The organism is Prochlorococcus sp. MIT 1342, from assembly GCF_047304495.1.
GTDB classification, from domain to species: domain Bacteria; phylum Cyanobacteriota; class Cyanobacteriia; order PCC-6307; family Cyanobiaceae; genus Prochlorococcus; species Prochlorococcus marinus_D.
In genome coordinates, this window is record NZ_CP138957.1 from 1,287,210 (window position 1) to 1,310,214 (window position 23,005).

Below are 23,005 nucleotides of genomic sequence, written 5' to 3' on the forward strand. Positions count from 1 at the left end.
CATTACATTTAGCCATAGCCTCTAGCAATGAGCTACAGCGATGACGGATCCCATCAACCTCTCTACAGAGACTGGCGATAACGCTGTCTGATGTCGTAACTAGGTCTTTCATTCACTCAGATCTATGAGGCGGCAAGAGGTGCTGATTCAATTAAGGCTGGGGCCAAGCGCAAGATGGGTTCTCCGCTGGGAACGTTTAAAAGATCAGCGGTCCTTAGCCTGGAGATCAGTCGCGTGGAGGTCACACGGGTAGATCCGATGAGTTCACCAATTCGCTCATGGGTGAGTCGGAAGGGGAGATCGCACCAGTCGCCACAGCGTCGCCCTAAGCGGTTAACAAGCAGGGCGAGCAATGCCTGGAGACGCTGTTCTGCATTACCTAAATGCCGAATGCGAAGCAGCTGCAGGGTCCATTCGTTCACCGCATCAAAGTCATGCCCATCACGGATTTCAGCATCGCTGCGAAAACATAATGGTGTAAGTGCTTCAACACAGACACCTTCACTGCACAAGCGGTCGGTGCGTAGTTGATCGCCTTCCTGAAGAAAAGCGAGAGTCATTCCTTCAGTTTCTTCGCATGGGCAGTAAACGCGGGCGATACCCTCAACGACTTCGATACAAGCGCCGCCTGAACGAGCGGCGGGATCGATCAGGATGGATTGCCCTGTTGGCATCCGCACTGCTGGGACTGGATCATCTGGCAGGAATCGGAAGCTCATATGAAGCCTCTCAAGTGCTTTTTGAGAACTCTTCGCAACCTATACGCTTAGCGGTGCCTTTTGCAAGCGATTCTCAATAGCAATAGTGCTGTTGCGAGGAATCTGTATTGCTGATTGATAGTTGTGTAAATTTCGACACCATCCGGGGTGCTGTTTAGCCCACTGGTGACGTCAAGTTATCACTTGCTCACTTGCACATGTTGGAATTTGTGGCAGAAGCAGAAGGAATCAGTCGCTAAGACGCAATAACGGCATGCACTGCAAATGTATAGATGATGTAAATCCTGGCCATTGAAAGAGTTGCCAATCCTGGGCGTAGCTTGGATGGAAGAAGAACATATCAAAAGAAAATATAAATGGAATCTCGTGAAGGCATTGATGTTACTGGTGTATGCAATGACTTAAATCGTGCGTCAGTTATCAAGCTGCTTATCATTCCAGGCGTGCATGCCATAAACTTTGCCTGTTTATGGCGATGATCTGGCAGAGTGATTTCAAATATGATTGACACTGAGATCGCAAGCCTGCTTGATTACAGTTAATGAATAGAATGTAGCAAAAGCAAATTGATATCGTTTTTTTTGGAGACAAGGGAAGCTCTATCAATGGAGTGATTAGGAGACAGAGAAGCGAAAACATAGCGACTGTAAAACCACACATGCAAGAGGGCCTATCTAGATATTTGGATTGATTTGATGTTTAAGTTGGCAGTGCCTATAACGAGTTATTCTAGCTATAATTAGACAGCATTTTAAGTCAACGATGTATACAGCTCCCTTTGCAGCGGCAGTAGAGCTGACACCAATAACCATTGGCGGAATTGTCTTGCTGGGGGTTTTGGTATTGGCCGCCGATATTTATTTATTAATAAGACAGCAACAACAAAGCCGCCTACGTAAAATGGCTCCTAATCAAGAAGCTAGAGATCAATAAGTGGCAGAGACAATCGGTGCCAAACCCTTATGGCCAAGGGTCTATTGTAAATCGATCACATTAAGTCAGTGAAACAGTCGTTTAAGCAGAGTTCGTGAAAAGGAATAGCAGCACTCAACCTAGATCCAAAACAAGAAAAGCTTAGTTTCGATAGCGATTAGACCATATCAATGGCTTGTTATAGATGTTTGTTTTAGATCATTATTGAATCAAAGACACCCTATACTTTGACAAATCCGATTTGCGTTGGCTGGCCAAAATCGCAAAATTGAAGATTAGGGTTTACGTATTTGAAGCAGTATAACTAATGGGAGGCAAGTCGAAAATTAGAACAATCAGAAGTTGAAGTTTGCTGAGCAATATATTTTGAAATTGACAACCATAGGCTCAATAAAAAAGCCCTGCTTAGGCAGGGCTCCTATTTTGAGATAAATCGCGGTGTTAATTTGAAGCTAGTTTATGTGGCGTTATCGCTCGATGTTGATGGCACGGTCGTACTTTTACCTGGGTTAAGGCTAATTTGGTTGCTTTCTAGCTGATCGAACAATTTTTCAACACGTTTGAAGTCAAAGCCCATCGCTCTCAATCCATGCCAGAAATGACCCTGAAGATAGAAGAATCCAAGGTAGAAATGGAAGTTTGAAAGCCATGAACGGGCTGAGTGTACGTCTCCACCAAACAATGGATCCGTATCTGAAAAATATGGAGCGAAGTTCAATTCGATATTGAGTGGACCACCATAGAGATCAGTTGGATAAATTGTGGTGTTCATAGAAGCCCAGAAGGCTGCCACAAAAGCAATAAAGGCTGCACCTGCTAATGAGGTAGAAAGCACAAATTCAGCAGACAACAGTCCTTTTCCTTTAAATTCAGTGTATTCCCCAAATGGCTTGGTGAAAATATGCCAAATAGCACCAGCACTCAAGAAAAAGGCCAAGAATGCATGACCGCCCATCACATCTTCCAAACTGCTAATCGTAAGGAAATCAATCTGGTGATTCCAAACCATTGACAAGTCAAGGTTGTATTCGACCTTACGTACAACACCCATTGCTGGGTCATAAATTCCATGGTATTTAGCCCATTCAACAAATTGAACGCAGCCAAGACCTAGGAATAGCAGGTGATGTCCAAGTATGAAGGTAAGCCTGTCTGGATCATCCCATTTAAAATCAAATTTGTTGGGTCTGGATCCTTGCGGGTATTCTCCCAAGTCCTCCTTGTATCGAAAGGAGTGAAGCATCGCTCCACCGGCATAAACGGCCGAGAAGATTAGATGGAAGACTGCGACTACAAGCATCCCATAGGAATCTGTAATCACACCGTTTTCTATGCCACCAATACCAAGACCTGCTAGGTGAGGAAGAACTACAAATCCTTGGTCACCTATTGGCAATGCGGAATCGTAACGAGCTAGCTCAAATAGGGTGTTGGCACCAGCGCCGAAGCAAATTAATCCTGTGTGTCCAATATGCGAGGCAATGAATCGGCCTGATCGGTTGGTCACACCACTGTTACCCGCGTACCAGGCGTAGGTAACGTCTGTTTTCCCGTAGGTTTGCACGAGAATGAACTTGTTTAGGGCAAATAAAATCTATTTGTATCGCGACAGTTCGACATTAGGTGTACACAGAACTCTACATACTTGAAGAGTTAAGTGTGATTTAGACATGATAATGTGCCGTAGTATATGTATGATTAAGCACGATCATTAGATACATCGAAGACCTCTCAGTGGATACTCTAGAGAGAGGGCATTGATCACATAGCCGAGAGTTAGGCGACACATTATAGAGTGATATTTCATACAACTAATCAAATAGTGATTCGGTAGCAACAGATCCTAAAAGGAGAATTACTATTGATATCACTTGCTTTTGAGAAATCCTGACAGAACCGAAGCAAGCCACCGCTGGCGCTTTGTTGCATGTATCTATTGGCACAATGGATTGGCCTACCTAGGATTAAGTCTCATTTCGAATTGCACAATGCCATCCTGTGATTGGGATTACTTGGGCTAGTGATATATGGACTTTGTCTGGATTCATCAATGGATTTTGGAACCCTCTCAGCAGTGGTGTGTGGAATCATTGGCTCGGCCTGCATTGCTATTTTTATCATCGGAGGTAAAGCCGATAATGATGGACAAGGAACCAACATGACGTGAACTCTGAATTGGCATCGATTGTTAGGAAGGGCAGAGTCGTCACTCTGCCCTTTTTTTAGTATTGGTTTTAATTACAAGTAGAAGCAAAGAACTTGTAACTCATTAGTTTAACTTAAAGCATGATTGAGATTTGAAAATTTTTCTAATGTAAAATAAAATTTGCCAAGAAAATCATTTTCGGGACGCGACTTTTCAGAGCTTATCTAACAGGATAAGCATTTTTGTAATAATTTTATAGCTAAAAGATATTGCTTGAAACAATGCAATAGCTTCCATGCCAGAAGAAGACATTGTACAGCTTTTATTAATACCAGATTATTGCAATGGAATTGATTGCGAATGAAACTACAACAAACATTGGCAGTAGATATTTTCTAGTATTATTAAATAGTGATCATAAAAACTTGGAATTAATTCTCAGATTGTTTTAATCCAGTAAGGCCACCCTTGACAGTTGTCAAGGCAGTTCCATCAAGAAACTGTTGATCCAAAAGAAGTAGCGCAGCAGTGTTATCACCAGCCAGGCGAAGGCGCTTACGCACGAAACGAGCTTCCGCTTCCTCTTGTAACTGTTCTGCGATGAACCAATCGAGCATGGCGGTCGCACTACGCTCACCAGCTTGTTCAGCTATGGAATAAATACGGTTAATTGATGCTGTTACATCTTTTTCTAGCTCGTAAACCTGATCAAAGAGATCCTGGGTGGATGCCCAATTGCGTTGTGGAGCTTCAACAGCGGGAAGCTCGACCTGCTCATCGCAATCAACAAGGTAGGCAATAAGTCGATCTGCATGACCACGTTCCTCTTGGCTCTTAATTTGCATGTATGAGGAAAATCCGGCTAAATCCTTCTCGCGAAGCCAAATTGACATCGCTAGGTAGGTATGACTTGCCTGAAACTCACAGGCCAAATGAAGGTTGATCGCCTTGGTTAGATCATTCATGCTGAGGTTTAACGTTTAAGGCCATCATTGGTGAAATGTACTTTTTTAAAGGAGAGTACCTATTCATGTTAATAGAGAAGTGCTGGGATGCAGGACACTTGTGTAGTTAATTTATAATATACATACTGTCGTTCATTTAAAATTGAACAAGCTTCAGCTAACTTTCAGTCGTGGCTTGTGATGATTAGAATTTTTGCAAGATTTGAAGAATTAAGTTATTTGATAAATATTCTTATATTGCCTTTTTAACAGATGAGTAGAGGGAGGGGCATTAACCTATAGATGTTTGGACATAATGAGGATCAAAAATATAGTTGATTGCAATTTAGTCTCAAGGCACTGAATAACATAGAGGCGCCGAAAACATCTATTGATTGTGACTTACAAAAAATAGTTACTAAACATTCTAAAACGCTTGCTCAAGTATCATTCATATTATTATTTCTGATTTCTCTATACTAGTCAGCAAACCGAAAGCAAGCAAGCAAGCGTGAATCATCAGAGTATTGGAGTTGATATTTTATTCATATTAATTCTTATCTAGATATTGGCCTAGGAAAGAAAGGGGTTTGGCCATTGTTTCTGAGAATCCGAGGATCCCCTTGTCTTGGTGGCTATATAAAAGTGTGTCGTCACAATCTAGTAAATAAGTACCGCCCCGTTGTGTAATGAAGTCGTCACGAGGTAAGTAAGTACGCAAGTTACTTAGCACTTCTATCATGTTTCGCAGTCGAATAGTGGCGAGCTCAAATGGTCTTTGAAATCCCTCACCACCAGCTCGCGTGAAAAAGGATCCTCTTACGGATGGGAATGGGGAGATGTTGATGGTTTCGTTGTTCGCGATTCGCTGGGGTGCACTACGATCTCCTGTGTAGCCACGTAGTACTTCAGACAGGGTGCCTGGAGAACCAATGCCTGCGCACATTAAAAACAATGCAGGCCAAGGGCCACCAAGTGTTTTTAGTCCGCCATAGAGACCCAGCGCTCTGTGGAGTGTCGGTTCCTCATCTACCAACAAACTTTGTTTAGGAAAGCCAGTAAAGGTGCAGAATCTTTCAGCACTCTCAGCATTGCCTATGCCTATGGCCAAAGTGGAGATCCCAGCTGCCCTTAGCCTTGGCATAGCAGCAACTAGTGCTTGAGCATATTCGAGGCTGTCAAAGTCACCTAACTGGGGAAGCAAAATAACAAGTCGATATTTGGCTTTTTCCATGCCTGGCACCTGACTCAGTCTTTGAAGCAGTGGAAGGGGTGCTTTTACTGTGCACACGTCGTTAAGATTGTGAGATTAATTTGCTCCTCAATAAGCGTACTACTTCTTGTTCATTCTAGAAACATCCTTCTAATTACATGAAGCCGCAAGGCTTGGTTTCATTTCTGAGATTTCCCTATTAGCTAAATCAGGCATCCATAGATTCTATGGACATCATAAAGATGAAACTTACGACAGAAGCGTTCTGGGTCATTAAAAACCGATAATAAGCGTGGGCAATAACTTAAAAGAAGATCTATCTCTCAATCTATTAAATAGCGGGAACAAAGATGGTGTCCTCAACCCACGTCCTGATTAGCTAGAGCCATTGCTATCAAAGGGTTCATGCCTCTCAATATGATATGTTTCAATCGCAAGACAAGCGGGGGTTAAAAGGCTTAGCTATAAGGAAGAGTATAAAGGCATTGACATGACAGCCAACACTCCATACTCCTTGCGTTGTACTCTCACCTTTGGAGACATCTATGGCCAAGTCTTGGCCTGGATGGCAGTGATCTTCGTAAGCCTTGCAGCAGGCCTGGGTCTAATGGGCTCAAGCAGGCCTCTGTTCGCTCTAGTTGGCGTTGGTTTGATCTTGGTATTAAGCCTGCCCTTTCTCCTGTTCGCCTTCGTAACAACCCTGCTCAACCACATCTCTCTGGAGCCCAAAGAAGCATCCCAAAGTTAACGATAATTTGGTAATGTGTGTTTCCAAACTGATCAACCTAGAGGTTTATAAAGGTAAGCCTATTAATTAAGATCCGAAGACGAAAATATTCTAAGTATGATGCCTTGAGCCTACATCAAGGCAGCTATCAAGGGCTCTGCTTGGATCTCACTAAAAACACAAAGGTTGCTCGTATAGTATAAAGTAAATCCAATACTTGCTTCAGCAAAAGTGATCCACCTCTGCAATCAAATCAGGGGCCATTTGGACGAACAGCATTGGAAAGCCGATGACAAAAAAACTACTTCCTTAACTATTTCAAATCATCACTAGGAAGACTCCTTTTAATTTTTTTACCAGCATCAAAGGAAACGCGAATGGGTCAGTCTGACAATCTCTAATCACAAGCGTTCATTAAACCGTAGCCAAGCAAAGTGACAGAGATGAAGCGATCCAGAGACTCTGTTCGGAGAAAACTTATATGGGAAATCAAAAGGATCAATCAAACAAGCCAACCTGTTATATAAATCAACCTGGAAGCAGAGTAAAAAATGATTTAATTTAAACCAAATCAAATCAGAAAATCAAAGGAATGAAGCCACTAGCCACTGAACACTTGACTATAAGAATGTGGATACAGATTGCTCTGATGGTGGAAACTTAAATATCTATTTCACACATTGAAGCAACAATGAAATGCATTACAAAGACATCTCAGCGCATATTAGAGGGTTTGTCGGTAGCAAGCAAGAAGATAGCCCGAGCCGAATGGCAGCCAAACAACTATTAGCAAAGTTTTTGACCAGATCAAAAAAATCATTGAACTTTAGCTAATCATGACAGTCAATCTGCACTGTGAACAAGGGCAAGAAATTATCAAAGAAGGTATTGTATGTTCCCATAATTGAGGTAGCGATGGGTATTCTGAATGCATCTGATAAAAACAAGATTGGCTCTAAACTGTTGAAGATGATCCTTATTTTAGGCTTACCCCCCTCTTTTTGTGCTTCGTGACAGGGCTCCATAACCACCTGCATCTAAAACCAAAAGGAGTTGCCTATGGTTAGTAATCTTGCCTGAATTTGATGCTCCCATCCTGGTTAACCCCAAAGGCTTCAAAAGAGGCTTCAAATCCCTCAGAAACTGAGCAGCACGCCGTTCTAGGGACAGGGCTACATGACCCGCTAACCACAGATCAGGAAGATGCTCTGTTTGCTTGTGGCTGCTTTTGGGGAGCCGAAAAGGGTTTCTGGAAATTGCCTGGGATCATCACCACGGCAGTGGGTTACGCCGGTGGTCATCAAGAGCAACCGACCTATCAAGAGGTCTGCTCAGGACGTAGCGGACACACTGAAATCGTACGGGTGGTGTGGAATAAATCCGTCATTGACTACAGCGACCTCCTCAAATTGTTCTGGGAATGCCATGACCCCACGCAAGGAAATCGCCAGGGTAATGATCGAGGGAGTCAATACCGATCGGCGATTTACACCACAACGATTCAGCAGATGGAGCTTGCGCAGGCCAGTCGAGACAGCTTTCAGCAACTCTTAAGCAAGGGTGGTTTTGGAGCAATTACAACTGAAATCAAAGCCGATCAACAATTCCATTATGCCGAGTCCTATCACCAGCAATACCTAGCAAAACCCGGAAGCAGACCATACTGCTCTGCAATGCCTACTCAGGTTACTCTAAATGATTTCCCAGGTGCAAACTTTAAATTACCAGTAAGTGTCTGGCAAGAATATGATTGGTCAGTTAGTCATTGCGTTCTAAGATCTGGAAATGAAAAAATAAAGCTCTAGAAATAGCACACTTAAAAGGTAGAATCTCAAACCAAGTCAATTCAATACATACAACCAAAACTTCAACTATACGCAAAAGGAGGCGTCGGGTTGGGCAAACTTTCCCTGCAATCAAAGAGTCATCAACAGCATAGATAAGGAAATGTCAACTTTTCTTCGAGCAACAAAGTCTTATGGCTAGATAAATGTCGAAGTCGGTTAAATAGCGGGAAAGTTAGTCGAAGCGTAGTCAAATATTTAGATGATCGTAATAGACAGGCCATAGGCAAATTACTAGCATCTCTAGATCCATGTCATTCTAAGAATCTTGGCAGTAATTCTATTTACTTATTGACTATACCTCTAGTACCGGACTTGCTTCGCCATTGCATAGATGAATTTTGGATTGCCTCGCCAATTGGTTCAAACCTTCCACCAAGTTGTTTAGCAAGAAACTTCTCAATAACTGCATAAAGGGCTAGTGAGTTTCTCGGGTCTTCAATCCCATGACCTTCGTCTGGAAAAACAATGAAGTCAACAGGCAAATCATTGGAATGCATAGCTGCCACAATTGATTCACTCTCAGACAACTTAACTCGTACATCATTAGCACCATGTACAATCAATAAAGGACGCTGGATACGGTTGGCGTAAGTTAGTGGTGAAATAGCTGCCAAATCGACCCGGCCAACACCTACCATTCTCTCAAAAGGTTTGCGGATGGGCTCCCAATAAGGAGGAATAGATTCTAGTAAAGTTTCTACATTAGAAGGCCCAACTATATCCACAGCAGCAGCAAATAATTCTGGGTCACGCGTGAGCCCAGCCAAAGCAGCATAACCACCATAAGAGCCACCCATAATCACAATCTTCTTGGGGTCGGCAATACCTTCATCAACCGCCCATTCAACAGCATCAACAAGATCATCCTGCATAGCGGCATACCACTGACCTTCGCCAGCCAGTAAATGCCTTTTGCCGAAACCAGTCGAACCTCTGTAATTGACACTCAATACATGGTATCCACGATTTGCTAAAAGTTGATGTACTTGATTAAGACCCCAATAATCACGAGCCTGAGGACCACCATGCACCAACAGCACAAAAGGTTGAGGGCCTGATTGATTTAGAGTTGAGCGTGTTAGGTAAGAAGGGAGACGCAAACCATCACGGGCGTCTAACTCAATGCTTTCCATTGATGAAAGCTTGTATTTATCAAGCGAAGGATTCACTGAGAAGAGTTTTTGGCCATTTTTATGATTACGATTCCATATCCAATACTGTGGTGAGTGGGTATCGGAATATAGACTCACTAGCCATATCATTGAATCGACATCATCATCAACGATGTAGAATTCACGATCTTTAGCGAGTTCTTTAAGAGCACTCAGATCATTCACAAGTTCCTGATCTATGATAATCTTACGACTCCGTAAGTCAGTTTCAATCAAAATTTGTGGAGCATCAGTTTTAGGGTCTGATAGTTCAACTCCAAGTGTTCCACTTTCAGACTGGTACACGAGCTCATAAGGGCAATCTTCTTTACAACTCTGCAGATCTTCGGTGCGCCAGCGCACCAAGCAAGGCAAACCATCTTTGATATTCAGCAACCCATACAACCAAGTTGCATTTCTATCGAACCCAAGAGGTGCTGATCCAGCCTGACTTTCTTCAAAGCTAAAACTTAAAAATGGTTTCCAACCTTTTTGGCCGGGCAGACGAAGGTCGTAAGTATTGCCACCATCTGGTTGTATCCGGTTTCGCAGAACCAACTGCCAATCACCGTCAATCCAGTCGACAGAGACCAAATGGCCATCATTGGCTTCATACAGTAAGCGACGCTTACCAGTCTCTAGATTGATTACCCAGAGATCGTGATAGCGAGGATCACGATCATTTAGGCCAATGACCAACTCGTCGGGGACATCTTGGTCATCACCCCAGATAGCAGCTTTGACACCCTTACCTGGTGTGAGATCAATCGCCTCGCCAGTCGTTGGATCGATTCGAATCAAAACAGTGTTTTCATCGCCATAGCTGTCGCGGCTAGTGATTAGATATCGACCATCAACGCTCCAACTAGCAGCCCTAATGGGACGATTCGTGCTGTTTGTAAGCAGACGTGGTTTAGATCCCGCTTCAAGCTCTTGAGCCCAAAGATTCAGCACTCCCCGATGGGGCGCCAGAAAAACAATCTGCTTACCATCTGGACTCAAGCTAACCCCACTCACCTCAGGGTTGCCAAACAAGACTTCACGTGGAATCAGCGGAACCTCCCCCTGAGAGAGGGTATCTGCGAAAGCAGGAGAGGAAAGTCTTATCGGTAAAGCAATAGTGGTTAACAGGAATGGCAGAGCTAAAGTTGCTCTAAGCAAAGAAAATCTTCTCATTGATCATTAATCGGTTTTTGAAAGTGTGACCAGACTTACTCATAAAGAGGAGCAGCCGCTTGCAAATAACATTTAACACTGCAAATTTCATATAACCTACAACTCAAGCAAGCAGATCACCAACATGGAGCCATGAAGCCACCTTTACCAGATCGATTGGTAATGCTTGCCTTAGCTGCCACTCTGATGATTGTCTTCTGCCTGATCTTCTCCTTGAGGCTTGCCGGTCAACAGGGGAAAGAACCAGCTCTACAGTGGCGGGAGGCCCCAGAGCCAACCTCAGGGTCCTTACAGATCTAACCACCCCTGCCCATCTGAGCCCTTGTAGAAGTGGCAAAGTGGTCAGGATTCAGCATCAGGTTGCTGATCTTGCCCTCACCATCAGACCCACAGCAGCCACGCAGGTTTCTTCCGCTCCCTAAGGGCTTGGTTGAGCTCTATGGGCTCATCGCAGTTCTGATGGTTGTCATTCCCGAGTGGCTTGCTGAGGTCAGCTTGAACATGGGAAACAGCACCAGCGAAGCTCAGCTTCCTATGAGGGCACGCGCATGGAGAACGTTGCCGGAGCTGCAGTTGGCAGCAATGAACCTTTCTGAATTGAGACAGCTGGCGCATCAGCTCAAGCTATGGGGCTACGCGAGCGAAAGCCGTGATCAGCTGTCAAGGCGACTCTTAAGGCGGTTGAGCAGAAAATTGCCTTCAAAACGGATTAGATCGGCCAGTAGGCAACGCAATACCCTGTGATAGCTTGCCTAAGCCGGGGCGTGGCGCAGCTTGGTAGCGCACTACTTTGGGGTAGTAGGGGTCGTGGGTTCAAATCCCGCCGCTCCGATTCCGTGCATGACTGAGATCTCAGTCTTAAGGCCACTTCTCATTAGAGAGGTGGCTTTTTTGATTCATCAACATCTATATAAATTTTATCAATGGAATTATTCAAGAATGAATGAAGAGTCCAAGCCAAAGAACCATAGTTTCAGCGCATAAAAAAACATTGCAGGCGATGCTTCTTCTGTATCAAGATCGTTACTCACCTATTAACTCCTCAATCTGCAATAGCTAGCCGCCATGGCAAGCCAAACAAACCATGATTCAACCGTTAACGAGTCCTGCCATCAACAAATTAAAAGGATTGATCTAAGCTTAAACAATTGATCGCCTAGCAAGAAGCTAAAAAAAGGCTTGACTGAAAATCAACTAAGAACTAAAAAAGGCAACAATGCAAACCTTAAAAGGCCTATATCTGAAGGCTTAAATAGTATTACTGTCCATTAATTTAATGGAAGTATCTAAAACTAAGGCCTAAAATGATTTCAATGGTTGAACATTTAATCAGCTAGCATTGCACAATAAAAATAAAAAAGGTTGCCAGAAAGAATTTTTTCTGATGTGATATCAACGAATCATGACCGTTCAGAGCAATTGGGATCCAAACCAGTTGATTGGAACCTAGTTGCAACTGAATAGCGATTCAACCAACGATTAACCCGTCCCCGCTGGCCAGGTGGAACCTCCTCAAGCAACTGGGACAACTCCAAGGCACCCAATCGTCTGAGTTCCCTCACATCCACATGCCAAAGGGCTTCAGCCTCTCGGATCAAACGCGCCCAAGTTCGAACCTGTTGCCACTGACGCAGCCGAGATCGTAGTGGGTCAACTAGAAGTGAACGACTGAAAGTCCACTGCCTAGAGCGTTGATGGTGGCTGGGTAAAGCATCCATGTAACTACCTTGACGAATTCAAGGCCAATCCATTCAAAATCACCAGTGCGCTTCGGAGTTCTGAAGCAAATCAGCTCATTCCATTCCAAAAAGACAGCCTCGTCTCTTTTTCGGTCATTGAAGTGGGTGCAGAGAGATCTACACCCACGCCCAATGCAGGGGCAATACAGTGCGCTAAGCGGTTGCAGTAACGGTCTAGCAGGTTTCCCATCACACTCTGATGCAATGGCAAGCTAGCTGCGCTCGATCGTGCCGACCTCAAGCTAGAAGTGTTGATAGAGGTGCTAGGAGTAGCACATCAGAAGTTCACAGTTAAGGCCTATGGGCCGTGCTTGGAATCAAAGAATTCATCAAGTTGTGGGTCGATTGGCTGTAGCTGAGGGTCTAGCAGAAAAAGAAAAGGTTTAAGCAGAGTTTATTTGGTGAACTCTTAGCAGCGATGAAGGTTTGGCTATTTAATTTCAAGCTGTCGTGTTTAGCTTACGGCAAAATAAAAAATTTAGTGATCATGGTAAATCCCAGTCATACATCGAAGACACTTGACCTTAATCACAGTTTTTAAAAGGAAGGCCGAACTCTATTGAGTGAAGTGAATAAAGAGCAGAAGCTTGCAAGCTGAGGATGCTGCGTTAAAGATTGCAAATGGTAAGAGGAGCTAGGTGAATGATATGCATTGAATTTCAAACTGCACAGGAGGAAGAGAATTAATCATTGGCAACTAATTAGCGACGTAGCAAGAACAAAGACAGGGCTGGTGGGCTTGGAACAAGAGTGTGGATTAATTATAACGAGCTCCCGAAGTAGGATGTGGATGCATGAGCCTCTCCTATCAGGCTATCTACTTATCACCTAGAGACAAAGATATCATTTACCAATGCAATTATTGAAGTAGTTTGCGATGGCAAAATTTATCACGATTGCTTGGGTCGCTTCGTCTTTACTTAATCCTGAAAAAGCCAGATCGGAGGCAAGATCCGCACAGACCAATTCGAGTGCCGCCTTGACCTCTGGACGCTGCTGAAAATCACGAAATTCATCTGTAGCAGTACTAATCAATTCATCGACATCAGTTGATAAGCCCATTGATTGCCGTTGGAGTAGATAGGCTTGTATCTGCTGATAAATTTTTGCAGAAATTGGAACATTTCCCCATGAAGCACGCAGACTATCCTTGCTAATTGCGAACTCTTTATCCTTAGACATTTTAGGCTCCTTCAGCGATTTTATATTCAAACATGCTAATCATGCGCCCTATAGAAGATAGACGGTTTGTTGATTTAATAATAGCAGACTATTTGTCAGAATAAGCTGATTTTAGACTGCTGGCTAAGATTTGGCCTACAACAAGCAAAAACAATGGCTTTGTTCAGTTCTTATCAACCTAAAGTTGAAAAGTAAAGATTGTGAGCCTCTCGTCTATAGACACTTTGCCTAATTTTAATCAGAATCTGCCTGTTGCTTTATCTAGATAAATACATCCTAATAGCCGAACGTGAGAAAAGCTCTCTGCTATTGGGTTGAATGAGTATCTTCACTAGGGCCTATGTATTTAGGTTTTTATTGATTAACGAAGAAGGGTTAAAAGGCTTGGCTTGAGATTGTCCAGGGCCTTGATTTGCAAGATTAAGGATAGAAGCATTAAGCTCTGACTCGGAAATTCCAATGTTATCTCCGCATATCTCGAAAATATTCGCGGCGATGAATGAAGCCATATCTTCTTTTGGAACTGCCATGACTTCTTTTAAAGCACCTGAGCGCATTAAGCTACTGATCATTTGACGCCCGGCAACTAAGGCAGCTTGATCTGCAGGGGTTCCGTCTGAGATCGCGATACAGTACTTATCAGAGAAAGTCTCGCCCACCTCCGATACCGCAGGGGACAGCTCGAAGTCGTCTGCAAAGGCTGGCGGTTGAGCAGAAACAGAAGAGAAGAGAAGTATTGCAGCAAGAAAGATAGAAAAAAAATACTTAGAAAAATGACGCATCGGGTTCACAACCTGTTTTAGGCCCTGTACTAATTCAAAGCTACCTGACTGTGGATGAACCAACCACCTAAATGAAGAAGCTGAAGCGATTATTGATTTAATGCTAAGGACAAAGTAAATCTTTTCTTTCAGCTTGAATGCGATTGCAACAAGCTTAGGTAGCGCTGCTCATTCGACTATTTGAACATTAGCTTGCGCAGATCAAAAAAATAATGGTCCTTTCAAAACCTGATTACCCTGTTGTCATTTGTAGTTTATTTGTTCAAAGCCCATGCAAAAGCAGCAGCTTGAATGACTTTGCTCCGCCAACAGCGAGAGCGTGCATAAACTTCAAGGCTGTTGCCAATCTCATCAGAGAAAACAACATCGATGCTGATCTAAAAAATTTAATAGCGCATTAGCTAGATTGCGACAGTTGATCAAATTTACGCTAGGCAAGAAAGCGATTTGAGCCTGGCCAATCTATCCTTTCAAGCTTTCTTTTTTACTTCTTCAATCACAACTGAAAGATATAGGCTCAACCAAAGCCGGCTAGTGCGAGTCATTTGGATTAAAAGTGTTGATGCAGCCGCTAGAGATACATTGATCAACACATTTGCTTGCATCGGCGATGAACCATGAGTAGAAAGACCTATCGATCATTGCTTTATCTAACCACTGATTAACCTTTAAAACCATCATGCTTATGCCAGATTAAGCTGAGTGTACTGTCGGAAATCTAAAATGTTGGCTGAATTCAAAACTCTATTCGAGCTTAGCCAAGAAGGTTACTTTAAAAAGCTGATGGAATCAGCCAGAGAGGTATTAGATGTCCCAGTCAATACTTTTAGCAACAGCACAATTAGCAGTCAAATTGTGATTGGAATCATCGCAATTGTAATCCTGGGTGTTATCATTTTACCATTCGGAGCAACCGAAGCTTCGATCAAGGCTTGTCAAGTCAACACAGACAAAAAACTCGTCAAAGTTGGCGGCTCGGTAATCGTTATAATGACCTCACTTAGCGCCATACTCTACCTCGAAGTTTTGAAGCTATATGGAGTGTTTAGCAGTAGCTAAAGATTGAGACCTCCAACTAGCTAACGCGCGATTAAAATCCTTATGTTTATCACTAGCCTTAGAGAATGCATGTCTTCTTAGCAATAAAAAGGTTGGTTTCAATTCATTGGAACTAATGAAAATATTGAATGACCTCAATTAACGGCTCTGGATTCTTTTGATTACTGTGCAAGTCTAAGTCATCTTCTCCTGCAAGCAGTTGAGCCTTTTTGACAGGAGGGGCATCAATCATGGACTATCAGTAGGGTTCCGATCTCTTCAATGTGTACAAAAGGTTGACTTGTGAAGATTAAAGAGACAAAAGTGCTCTGTAGGCATTTGACATAGATTCGCCAATGGCTCTTCATAGCATGCACCTTGCTTTACAATTGTTGGCGTAAGCTTACCAAATTCTTTCACCCCCAATTGCATCTATATCCATACCTACTTAAATACCCAGGATTTGAATTCGCGTACAACTTATTAGCTATACAGCTACCGAAATAGTGTCCCTAAGTTGCCAAACCATCAAACCACGAGTCACTACCAGAAGAAGGGATAGAAATGCTATTCCAACACATAAAGGGCAATGTGGAAATCCCACTCAGCACTTCGCCAACTAATCAATTATTAGCCAGAGATTCAAAAATTGTCTGCGGATAATGACACATTGATACTTTAAGGGCCAGTTCGTCGATCTCCCAATGGGGTAGCAACGCCCAAAAAGTCACCCCTTAACCTGCCTCCAAACCAGCGCTGAACTTGCTCGGAATCTTGTAGAGCGCATTCTTTCTCTATTGAGGGCCGTCAAATCCATTGCATTAACAAGGGCACCCGCGTGGGATGCCCTCAAGTCCAGGACTCATTTTCAGGGTATCTGCGTCTTTGGACTCCTATTTGATCTCTAGCCAGGAGGGAAACATGGCGGCATGAGGAAAAACACTTGTTCAGACTATGGGCTGCATCTAGGAGATACAGCTTGCAAAACTGGTTCAGGCAGGGGCTCTCTAAAGCTATAGCAACCCTTTTTGCCAGACTGAAAAGCATCGATCCTAGGCAGCCAAATCAAGTCATAGCAATAGGTTTGCTTTTCAGACAAAGCCCTCAGTGCGCAAGCTCACAGCAATGAGTGAGTGAGCTCATCACATTAATCATTGATCGCGGAGATGGTGTGTTCAACGGGGACGCAAGCCCCCACATCCCACACCATCCTATGAACTTGAAATCCGGCCTTGCTGCGACCGCACTAGCAGTAATTAGCGCAACATCAGCACTGGCCATTAGCACTCCAGCACAAGCAGCTGATGGTTGTGGCCGCGGTTGGCGCTATTCCCACAGTTACCGCGGCTGTGTTTTGAAGCGCCACCTGAGACCTGTTTATGTTCCTGTATCAGGTCGTTATCCTCCCATTTACCGTCGTTCGATCTATAGGCCCGCCTATCGCAACGTCTATAGGCCCGTCTATCGCCCTTATCACTTGCATCGTAGGCCAGGAATTGGTGGTGTCATTTCGATTGGTTTCTAAAATCAAAAGTTTTAAATTCCAGCTCTTAACCCACCAAGCGCGGGTCTTTGTTTGACAACTTTTAGCCTTACCTACAGATGAGACAGGCCTTTCAAAAATCGGTAATTGCTATCGCGGCTCAGCAAACGTAACCTGAAGGAGATTCACTATTGCTTATCACAGGTTCAGCCACGCATGGTAAAATTGTAAAAGGTTGCTGTAGAGTAATCGGAGCCGATGACATCAATATTTCGCCATCTTCACAGCAGTGCTTGTTGAACTATCATTAATAGACTTAGGTTTTCGAGCAATCACAGAGTTGGCGATTGCCAAGCCAGTCCTCAGAATGATTGAGTTAAAATACTGCCAGAAATTTGGTTATAGCGGGTAGAATCCGAATGAAGTGGCGCTAGAGACTCCTGAAGCCATGGCTAATGAGTCATCCAATCATTCCGTATCTGAGAAAAGTGCAAATGACTACTTCAAAGATGGTGAAAAGAAATTTCGTTTAAATGATTATCAAGGGGCAATTGATAGTTACAGCAAAGCAATTGAGATCAATCCAAATAATGCCATTGCATACAATAATCGAGGGAATGTAAAAGATGAACTAGGTGATTATCAAAGTGCACTGAATGATTACAACAAAGCAATTGATATCAACGGACTCGATGCCAGCTTTTACATCAATAGAGGTGTTGTTAAGAGACACTCGAAAAACATCAAAGGAGCAATCGATGACTACACGAAAGCTATTGAACTAGATCAACAACATGCAACTGCCTATTACAATAGGGGGGTTGCCAAATTCAATCAATGCGACCACAAAGGTGCCATCAATGATTACACTAAGGCTCTTTCACTAAATCCAAAACATGCAAAATCATACTACAACAGAGCGATTAGCAAAAACAATATTAATGATACCAAAGGTGCAATTTCTGACTACACAAAGGCAATTGAGGCCATGCCTCTTTTTGCCTTTGCCTACTACAATCGCGGCAATTTAATGGAGAGGCTGGGTCGCAGGCAAGCAGCGGTTACTGACCATGAGAAGGCGCTAGAAATAAAGCCACAACTTATCACTGAGATGAACGAGCGTGCTGAAAATAAAAACTTAATTGAGAATAAGGTTGTAAATGATTTAAGCAATGAAGAAGACAGAAATCATCAAGATGCATTTTATTATTACAGCCAAGGCAATGCTGAACAAAAGCGAAGCAACAATCAATTAGCGATCGATTATTATACCAAGGCGATAGAAGGCAATCCATACTATGCCGAGGCATACAATTACAGGGGCCTTGCTAAATACAACGTTTGTGACTATCAAGCCGCACTTGATGATTACAGCAAGGCAATAGAAATTAACTCGATATATGAAGATGCCTACATTGGATGCGGTCTTGCAAAGTCTGCATTAAGTGATTATCAAGGTGCAATTGAATCCTATGAGAGGGTACTAGTCATTAACCCCAAGAATGTTGCTGCCTATAGAAATCGTGGTATTGCTAAAGAATTGGAGGGAAATCTAGAGGGTGCTTGTTCTGATTGGAGGGAGGCTGCCTCTCTAGGAGATGCAGATGCTGCAGAATGGGTGAAGGCGCAATGTTGTTAAGGTACCCGCTTCTGCCAACTGTGGAATCACAAAAAAGAAGCTGGGCAAAGCCCATAAATCCTTCTTTCAATTTAACGCTGAAGCCATGTTAATGACATGGTACTATAAATGATAATGCTTAAAGAATTTCTCTTGCTGCTAGATTCTCAGCCATAGTGGGAAGCTAGTTTAAGATGTAGAATCAGGATAGCTTTGTTATTGGCACATGCGCCGATAAGACAATTTACCTTAAACCCAGGCGGAAATTATGCAATAAACTGTTTAAGAGACTCTATCCCTACGAAGAAAAAAACACCGGAAACGCAACCTTCAGACAAAGCCATACTACAGTATAAATACTTATTCCTGATAGCGAGAACAGTCAACAATTACATTTGCAATCACATGCCTGAGCCCATCCTAAATGAACTAAGCAATACAGTCCAACAATGTCTTGCTTGTATATCCAATCAGAATAAAGGTGAACCAAATATTGAAAAGGCTGATCTTGATTTCTGGCTTGACCCAAAGTCAGTTATTTTTATGACCTCCCCTGAAATGGAGGACATCTATTGTGCAAAACTTGATGATTTGGATACAAAGAGTGAATTGCTGGAGATAATCCTAGATGAGGCTATTGTCTCTACTTTTCTAACAACTGAAGATTTAATTCTAGTACTTGCTGCTCAGGACTCACCAAATTTATATGATGTCAGGATGGCCGCTATTGATAGATCTACTGGATGTGCCCTAATTCGCACTGAGAATCTTTTTAATAAAGACATTCTGGAGCGTAATATACATAAGACTATTGGGGACTCCACAGAACCATCAAAGCAATTCTGGCTGAATCTCTACTTCGATAATAAATCATGGCAATTTAGAAAAGTTGCCTACAAACGAATCTCATATCCTGGCAATAATTTTCACAAAAGATTTATTAGTAATTCATACCGTAGACTTCAGTCTTTTGTGTTGGATATCGAGACACATATCCTTTCTAAGTTTAATGAAGTCGAACTACAGGAGGATGAAAATTCTGAACCATAATTCACCAGTCGGTTTGCCATTCTAGTTCATTCAACAAGCGGCACATCATTTTGTATGATCCTGATTGCTTACTTTATTTTTTCTGGCTCTCCAAATGAATAGCAGGGGTATCCCTACAAGCATTAGCCCAGTGTCTGCCAATAAGAAGTTGTTCCATAAATCCATTGGCTCTTTCCATTTTGCTGAACAATTTTAAATCAAAACGATAAAGCTCGTGGCTAAATTCTAATCTTGATCAAAACGAAGGCATGGAGTAGCTAAGACCATCCCATGGCGTTGCTAGAAAGAAGTTTTGTTTTCATCTAGATCAGTAAAAAAGTGAGTGCCCAAATGCTTGAATGTAATCGACCCGAGATCGCAGTAAGGTTAATTATAACCCACAATTTTTCAATCCTACAAAGAGCATTTTTCGTTAGCAACTTACTTGAGACCATTTCAACCCAATACTGAGTGTAAGTTAAAGTGGGCTTGATCGATGGTCTACATCGAAAATATCGATATTCGCAAGAAGAGAAATAGAATCACTGTTCTTGTATGTTCTGGTCTTGAATATCCTTGCAGCCAGTCATGAGTTGTGTGGTTAACTGGCAAAGCTTCCGACAATATAGAGATTGAGGTGTTATGTAATAAAACAATATATTATCTTAACTTCTTCCATGAATATTGAACTTATGACTAAATCAAGCAAAAGGAAGTCTCCATCATTGGCAAAGAAGCGTTTACAATCGACTTAACGACATTGCTTGCCTTCCTTATGGGATCAATTAGCGAATTGAGACAGGCAGTGTAACCATTTAGAAATTACAGGCCCTGCTCAAGATTCTATGAAGCAGCTTAGGCTTCAATGTTCTACTTTATGGATCACCACTGATAAGGGAGCCACCTGATGAGTTGGAAAGTTGCAGATATCCCTGATCAAAAAGGAAGGGTTGCATTAGTAACAGGTGCCAATAGTGGCCTTGGTCTTGAGACAGCCAAGGCATTGCTTAATAAGGGGGCCAAAGTCATTATGGCTTGTCGCTCACTACCCAAAGGTGAAGATGTACGCCAAGTTATTCTCGAGAGCAATGATTGCAAAAAGCTTGATCTGATTGAGTTGGATCTCGCTGATTTAGCGAGCGTTAGGCGTGCAGCTGAGCAGGTAGAAAGCCAATACAGCCGAGTGGACCTTCTAATTAACAATGCTGGAGTGATGGCTACTCCAAAGACCCTCAGCAAACAGGGTCTGGAGCTTCAGTTCGCCGTTAATCATCTTGGCCACATGGCATTAACACTAAAGCTCCTACCCTTACTCGCAAAGCAACATGGAGCAAGGGTTGTTACCGTCACGTCTGGCGCACAGTACATGGGTCGAATCGTATGGGACGATCTTCAAGGGATCAAGCACTATGACCGCTGGGCTGCCTACTCACAAAGCAAACTTGCGAATGTGATGTTCGCCTTAGAGCTCGACAAGCGAATGCGCCAGACAGAAAGTGGGATCGCATCATTGTTGGCACATCCAGGTTTGGCACGCACTAATTTGCAGCCTAAGTCTGTTGCTGCGAACAAATCCTGGCAGGAAGGCCTTGCTTATCGGTTAATGGATCCCATGTTTCAGAGCGCTGCAATGGGGTCCCTACCACAATTACATGCTGCAACCGCGCCAACTGCTCAAGGCAGCGAACAATACGGACCTAGATTTAACTTTAGGGGTTACCCGAAGCTTTGCCGCATTGCCCCATTGGCACTTAGGGAGGAAGACCGTCAAAGGCTTTGGAGCATCAGTGAAAAACTTTTAGAGATTTGAACTTGCCATTAACAAGTATTTTAACGCTTTCCTTGGTTTAATCTGTCACTTTTGACTCTCACAGCTATGATATAAAGGCAGTGAATTCCGCCCATGCCTGAAGAGCCAATTGAGAATCCTTCAGACAATCCAGTCATTGAACCTGAGGCTGATGAAAAAGTAGAAGCTGAAAAGGCTATTCAAATCCCAGAGGGCTCTAGGGTGGTGACAATCATTATCGACAAAGGAGAGGTAACTGAAAAAGTGTATCAATCACCCGATGGAGATAGGATAATCGTGAAGTACTAACAATATTCAGATCAAACTCCCTAAAGGTTCAATCCTTGCAACTCAACCAGGGAAATATTAGTGACCATTTCAAAAGGAATAGATGTAGCTACAAAATCATAAATATCCAATGAATTCCAAGGCTATAGCTTCTTGAAAGTAATGATAATCAAATTTACTGCCTGAAAGTGAAAGCAGCTAATATCTTAGCTTGATTATATTGAGTGAGCGTTTATCTTACAAAGTCAAGCACCTGTATTCAATTAATCAGGATCTAATGGTATTTGCTTGTAAGCTAGTGCTGTACGCCGGGCCAGCCTTAGAAAAGGATATATTAGCCTCGAGCAAAATGGTGAAGACATCAAAGTCTTAAGAACAGATAATAGCGGAGCGGATGGTTCCATTTTTTGACATAACCACTGAATGGCCTCAGCTCCATGAAAAGCCTCATCACCTACGATTAATATGGCTCCATCTCTGAGATCTAAGCCTCTAGATTTTAAATTATCTCGTAAAGGCTTTTCTGCTCGTCCATCACATATCTCCAAGCCATGAACACCACTACGTAACTCACTCAATTCTGCAAAGTGGAGACAAAAAGGACAGCCGCCATCATAGATCAGTAAAGGAATTGATGAGTAGCTTTCAAACAATGGTGTTTGCAGTTTCATGCATTCATCTGAAGTTTGTGATTGAGGAGGTGAAAGGTCATTGCCCAGAATCTTATCAATCTCCTGGATTATTTTAGTCCGACTCTTTAGGCACTTCGAGAGTTCCTACTCGAAGCCTCAACTGTTCTAAAAGCATGACAGGGTCAAAAAGGATCGGCAGCAGATGAGGGCTCTTGACTTCGCGGAAGAACAAGATGCCTGGTATTTCCGGCAAGAACATTCGCCAGGCCAGCCAATTGGCAAATGGGAAGCGGCGTATCTCCTCGTCTACTCGCCATATCACGAGATCTTTGTCGGTTAATTCCAAACGCAGCAGATAAGCTTGCACCAGCAAAAACACTGCGAATCCACACACAACAATCGTCGCCCAAGGATGGAGAGGGAGCGGTAGCATTGCTAGGCCAATAACGTACACCAATACAGGTAAGCGGATGTTTGGTTTGAGAATTACGCTCTGGCTTTGATCAGGCTGGCTTTCAGGTGTCGATGACATTACAACTGAACTGAGGTTGTTATTAGGTTTTTACCTC

Annotated in this window: 21 protein-coding genes and 1 tRNA gene; 12 read left to right on the top strand and 10 right to left on the bottom strand. The window is 43.0% G+C overall.

Annotated features, from left to right (window positions below; translation table 11 throughout):
• Window positions 1–122: 122 nt before the first annotated feature.
• Window positions 123–719, bottom strand: a complete 597-nt coding sequence (locus SIB79_RS06700; protein WP_063397747.1) for a helix-turn-helix domain-containing protein — start codon at window positions 717–719, stop codon at window positions 123–125.
• 762 nt (window positions 720–1,481) lie between these two features.
• On the opposite strand from SIB79_RS06700, the gene SIB79_RS06705 reads away from it, so the two are divergent.
• Window positions 1,482–1,652 carry a hypothetical protein gene (locus tag SIB79_RS06705; RefSeq protein ID WP_155724607.1) on the top strand — a complete coding sequence of 57 codons (171 nt, stop codon included), beginning with the start codon at window positions 1,482–1,484 and terminating at the stop codon, window positions 1,650–1,652.
• A 457-nt stretch (window positions 1,653–2,109) separates the two neighbouring features.
• Here the strand turns inward: SIB79_RS06705 and SIB79_RS06710 are convergent, their stop codons facing one another.
• The 3 genes from SIB79_RS06710 to SIB79_RS06720 all read right to left on the bottom strand — a co-directional run bounded on the left by SIB79_RS06710 (window position 2,110) and on the right by SIB79_RS06720 (window position 5,976).
• Window positions 2,110–3,216 (bottom strand): chlorophyll a/b binding light-harvesting protein, encoded by a 1,107-nt coding sequence (locus tag SIB79_RS06710; RefSeq protein WP_063403293.1) that lies wholly within the window; start codon window positions 3,214–3,216, stop codon window positions 2,110–2,112.
• A 1,013-nt stretch (window positions 3,217–4,229) separates the two neighbouring features.
• Window positions 4,230–4,763: a ferritin gene (locus SIB79_RS06715; RefSeq protein WP_063403292.1), complete on the bottom strand. Its 534-nt coding sequence runs from the start codon at window positions 4,761–4,763 to the stop codon at window positions 4,230–4,232.
• Window positions 4,764–5,292: 529 nt separating this feature from the next.
• Window positions 5,293–5,976 (bottom strand): peroxiredoxin-like family protein, encoded by a 684-nt coding sequence (locus tag SIB79_RS06720; RefSeq protein ID WP_063403313.1) that lies wholly within the window; start codon window positions 5,974–5,976, stop codon window positions 5,293–5,295.
• A gap of 469 nt (window positions 5,977–6,445) precedes the next feature.
• Between SIB79_RS06720 and SIB79_RS06725 the strand changes: the two genes are divergently transcribed.
• Window positions 6,446–6,703 carry a hypothetical protein gene (locus tag SIB79_RS06725; protein ID WP_063403291.1) on the top strand — a complete coding sequence of 86 codons (258 nt, stop codon included), beginning with the start codon at window positions 6,446–6,448 and terminating at the stop codon, window positions 6,701–6,703.
• A gap of 1,064 nt (window positions 6,704–7,767) precedes the next feature.
• Window positions 7,768–8,487 carry a peptide-methionine (S)-S-oxide reductase MsrA gene (gene msrA, locus SIB79_RS06730; protein ID WP_063403290.1) on the top strand — a complete coding sequence of 240 codons (720 nt, stop codon included), beginning with the start codon at window positions 7,768–7,770 and terminating at the stop codon, window positions 8,485–8,487.
• Window positions 8,488–8,810: 323 nt separating this feature from the next.
• Here msrA and SIB79_RS06735 read toward each other — a convergent pair whose 3' ends face one another.
• Window positions 8,811–10,481: an alpha/beta hydrolase family protein gene (locus SIB79_RS06735; RefSeq protein WP_236072566.1), complete on the bottom strand. Its 1,671-nt coding sequence runs from the start codon at window positions 10,479–10,481 to the stop codon at window positions 8,811–8,813.
• Window positions 10,482–10,988: 507 nt separating this feature from the next.
• Here SIB79_RS06735 and SIB79_RS06740 point away from each other — a divergent pair.
• The 3 genes from SIB79_RS06740 to SIB79_RS06750 all read left to right on the top strand — a co-directional run bounded on the left by SIB79_RS06740 (window position 10,989) and on the right by SIB79_RS06750 (window position 11,688).
• Window positions 10,989–11,156: a hypothetical protein gene (locus SIB79_RS06740; RefSeq protein ID WP_196757591.1), complete on the top strand. Its 168-nt coding sequence runs from the start codon at window positions 10,989–10,991 to the stop codon at window positions 11,154–11,156.
• Window positions 11,157–11,225: 69 nt separating this feature from the next.
• The gene (locus SIB79_RS06745) at window positions 11,226–11,600 is read left to right on the top strand and encodes a hypothetical protein (RefSeq protein WP_413681013.1); all 375 of its coding nucleotides are present in this window, start codon (window positions 11,226–11,228) and stop codon (window positions 11,598–11,600) included.
• A gap of 14 nt (window positions 11,601–11,614) precedes the next feature.
• A tRNA-Pro gene (locus tag SIB79_RS06750) sits at window positions 11,615–11,688 on the top strand.
• A gap of 568 nt (window positions 11,689–12,256) precedes the next feature.
• Here SIB79_RS06750 and SIB79_RS06755 read toward each other — a convergent pair.
• The 3 genes from SIB79_RS06755 to SIB79_RS06765 all read right to left on the bottom strand — a co-directional run bounded on the left by SIB79_RS06755 (window position 12,257) and on the right by SIB79_RS06765 (window position 14,622).
• Window positions 12,257–12,574, bottom strand: a complete 318-nt coding sequence (locus tag SIB79_RS06755) for a hypothetical protein (protein ID WP_063403288.1) — start codon at window positions 12,572–12,574, stop codon at window positions 12,257–12,259.
• Between the two features lie 864 nt (window positions 12,575–13,438).
• Window positions 13,439–13,777 carry a hypothetical protein gene (locus SIB79_RS06760; protein ID WP_063403287.1) on the bottom strand — a complete coding sequence of 113 codons (339 nt, stop codon included), beginning with the start codon at window positions 13,775–13,777 and terminating at the stop codon, window positions 13,439–13,441.
• A gap of 338 nt (window positions 13,778–14,115) precedes the next feature.
• Window positions 14,116–14,622: a hypothetical protein gene (locus SIB79_RS06765; protein ID WP_236072563.1), complete on the bottom strand. Its 507-nt coding sequence runs from the start codon at window positions 14,620–14,622 to the stop codon at window positions 14,116–14,118.
• Window positions 14,623–15,282: 660 nt separating this feature from the next.
• Here SIB79_RS06765 and SIB79_RS06770 point away from each other — a divergent pair.
• From SIB79_RS06770 to SIB79_RS06795, 6 genes are all read left to right on the top strand, one after another.
• Window positions 15,283–15,618, top strand: a complete 336-nt coding sequence (locus SIB79_RS06770) for a hypothetical protein (RefSeq protein WP_236072561.1) — start codon at window positions 15,283–15,285, stop codon at window positions 15,616–15,618.
• Window positions 15,619–16,726: 1,108 nt separating this feature from the next.
• Window positions 16,727–17,122 carry an EMI domain-containing protein gene (locus tag SIB79_RS06775; RefSeq protein ID WP_063403285.1) on the top strand — a complete coding sequence of 132 codons (396 nt, stop codon included), beginning with the start codon at window positions 16,727–16,729 and terminating at the stop codon, window positions 17,120–17,122.
• A 406-nt stretch (window positions 17,123–17,528) separates the two neighbouring features.
• On the top strand, window positions 17,529–18,719 hold the full coding sequence (locus SIB79_RS06780; RefSeq protein WP_236072558.1) for a tetratricopeptide repeat protein: 1,191 nt from the start codon (window positions 17,529–17,531) through the stop codon (window positions 18,717–18,719).
• A 384-nt stretch (window positions 18,720–19,103) separates the two neighbouring features.
• A complete protein-coding gene (locus tag SIB79_RS06785) occupies window positions 19,104–19,748 on the top strand; it encodes a hypothetical protein (RefSeq protein WP_063403283.1) in 645 nt (214 codons plus the stop codon).
• An 886-nt stretch (window positions 19,749–20,634) separates the two neighbouring features.
• Complete coding sequence (locus tag SIB79_RS06790) at window positions 20,635–21,537, top strand: oxidoreductase (protein ID WP_063403282.1); 903 nt, start codon at window positions 20,635–20,637, stop codon at window positions 21,535–21,537.
• Between the two features lie 93 nt (window positions 21,538–21,630).
• The gene (locus SIB79_RS06795; protein WP_063403281.1) at window positions 21,631–21,825 is read left to right on the top strand and encodes a hypothetical protein; all 195 of its coding nucleotides are present in this window, start codon (window positions 21,631–21,633) and stop codon (window positions 21,823–21,825) included.
• A gap of 242 nt (window positions 21,826–22,067) precedes the next feature.
• Here SIB79_RS06795 and SIB79_RS06800 read toward each other — a convergent pair whose 3' ends face one another.
• Both SIB79_RS06800 and SIB79_RS06805 read right to left on the bottom strand, forming a co-directional pair.
• Window positions 22,068–22,475: a DCC1-like thiol-disulfide oxidoreductase family protein gene (locus SIB79_RS06800; RefSeq protein WP_074161314.1), complete on the bottom strand. Its 408-nt coding sequence runs from the start codon at window positions 22,473–22,475 to the stop codon at window positions 22,068–22,070.
• Window positions 22,476–22,548: 73 nt separating this feature from the next.
• Window positions 22,549–22,968, bottom strand: coding sequence for a DUF3119 family protein (locus tag SIB79_RS06805; RefSeq protein WP_063403280.1), 420 nt, complete (start codon window positions 22,966–22,968; stop codon window positions 22,549–22,551).
• Window positions 22,969–23,005: the final 37 nt, after the last annotated feature.